Annotated in this window: 1 protein-coding gene and 1 pseudogene; both read right to left on the reverse strand. The window is 73.9% G+C overall.

Annotated elements, in window-relative coordinates:
- Positions 1-192 (reverse strand): annotated as a pseudogene (locus tag H5J30_RS27995) (UDP-N-acetylmuramoyl-L-alanyl-D-glutamate--2,6-diaminopimelate ligase); the annotation flags it as partial.
- A gap of 114 nt (positions 193-306) precedes the next feature.
- Positions 307-2296: peptidoglycan D,D-transpeptidase FtsI family protein (locus H5J30_RS28000; protein WP_181790083.1), on the reverse strand; the 1990-nt coding region annotated here is incomplete at its 5' end.

Raw genomic sequence — 2296 nt, forward strand, 5'->3', positions numbered from 1 at the left:
GGGGCGTACGGCGCGGGAGTCGTGGGTGATGCCGGTGACGGTGACGCCCCCGGCCTCGCCGGTGACACCGGTGCCCAGCCGGTCGGCCAGATCCGTGAGCGGTACGGGGTCGACCTCGGCGGGGCGGGGCGCCCCCGGATGGTTCGCCGGGGCGCCCGACGCTTCCTGGTGGGACTGATCGGGGTGGGGCACGGCGGGCAGCGTACCGGGCCCGCCTGCCGCACCGCCAAGCCAGGGGGGCCGCGGTTCGCGGTTCCCCGGATCGTCCGTGATTGTGCTCACTGCGCAGGTCCGATCTTTCAGTTCTTATCCGCCGTCGGCCACGCCGCCGGCGTCCGTGCCCTCGCCGCCGTCCCCGCCCGTGCCGTCGGTGCCGGCGCCGAAAGTGACCGGCATCGGCGGCGCCTTGACACCGGTGGGCGGCACCTGGAGGGTCTTGAGCGCGAACTCCATGACCTTCTTGTACACGGGGCCGCAGATCTGGCCGCCGAAGTAGCTGCCCTCGGTGGGGTTCTGGATCGCGCAGTACACGGTCACGCGCGGCGCGTCGGCGGGAGCGAAGCCCGCGAACGAGGCGGTGTAGCCGCTGTAGCGGCCGGTCTGCGGGTCCACCCTGTTGGAGGTGCCGGTCTTGCCGGCCGCGCGGTAGCCCGGGATGCGGGCCTTCACGCCGGTGCCCTCCTCGTCGTCGACGACGGACTCCAGCATCCGGGACAGGGTCCTGGCCGTCTTCTCGCTGACGACGCGGTCCTGCTCGGGCGCGGGCGCCGGGTCGAAGCGGCCGTCGGGGCCGCGGCTGCCGCGGACGAGGGTGGGCTCGATGCGTACGCCGCCGTTGGCGACGGTCGAGTACACGGAGGCGGCCTGCATGGCGTTCACGGACAGGCCCTGGCCGAACGGGATCGTGTACTGCTGCGCCGCGTCCCACTCCGCCGGGGGCTTGAGCAGACCGGGGGTCTCGCCCGCGACGCCGAGGCCGCTGCGCCGGCCGAGGCCGAAGTCGCCGAGGTAGGAGTGGAGGACCTTGTTGGCCTGCTTCTGGTTCTTCCCCAGCTGCTCGACGGCGAGGATCGTGCCGATGTTGCTGGACTTGGCGAGCACGCCGTTGAGCGTCAGGTACCAGGTCGGGTGCTCGACGTCGTCGTGGAAGGCGTGGCCGCCGCGGGGCAGCACGTTCGGCACGGTCACGCGGGTCTCGGGGGTGGCGGCCTCCTCCTCCAGCACGGCGGCCATGGAGATGACCTTGTTGACGCTGCCGGGCTCGTACGCGTCCTCCAGGGCCGGGTTGCCGAGGGTGCCGGGGGTGGCGGCCGACAGGTCGTTGGGGTCGAAGCCGGGGGCGTTGGCCATGGCCAGGACCTCGCCGGTGCGGGTGTCCTGCACGATGACGTAGCCGCGGTCCGCCTCGGAGGCGTCGACCTGCTTCTCCAGGGCGGTCTGCGCCGCCCACTGGATGTCGCGGTCGATGGTCAGCTCGACGTCGGAGCCGGGCTCGGCGGGGTTCTCCTCGGCGTCCGCGGTGGGGATGCGGCGGCCGGCGGACTGGGCGTAGACGAGCTTGCCGTCCTTGCCGGCGAGCAGCTTGTCGTGCTGCCGCTCGACGCCCCCGCCGCCGTCGCCCTCGGCATTGACGAAGCCCAGTATCCCGGCGGCCAGATCGCCGTTCGGATAGACGCGCTTGTTCCGCTCCTCCGCGAACACCCCGCCGAGCACGTTCCGCTTGCCGCCCGCGGCCTCGCGCTCCGCGGACTCGGACTTGAGCTTCCTGATCTCGTCCCAGACCTGCGGCGTCCGCATCGACGCGAGCTTGACGTAGCGCGAGTCGGGCGTGGCGAGCTTGGCCTGGAGGTCCTTCGCGTCCGCCTTCAGCACGGGGGCCAGCGCCTCGGCGGCCCGCCGGGGCGCGTCCTTGACGTCGGCCTGCTCGGGCGTGAAGAGGTACGGGTCGGCGGTGATGTCGTACGCGTCGACCGTGGTGGCCAGCTCGACGCCGTTGCGGTCGGTGATGACGCCGCGCTCGGCGCTGAGCGTCATCGGCACGTACCGGTTGACCTGGGCCTTTTCCGCGTACTCGGCGGCGTCCACGGCCTGGACCTGGAGCAGCCGGGCGGTGAAGGCGAGCAGGAGGAGGGTCAGGCCGACGCTGACGAGGCGCAGCCGGGGGCGGGCCGCGGCGAGCCGGATCCGCGGGCCGCCGCCCGCGGCGGGCCGGCGGGGGCGGGGGCCGGGTGAGGACGCCCGGGTACGGGGCCGGGGCCGGTCGGCACCGCCGCCCCCGCCGCTCGCGGGGCGCGGC

Source organism: Streptomyces phytophilus (genome assembly GCF_013870535.1).
GTDB lineage: Bacteria > Actinomycetota > Actinomycetes > Streptomycetales > Streptomycetaceae > Streptomyces > Streptomyces phytophilus.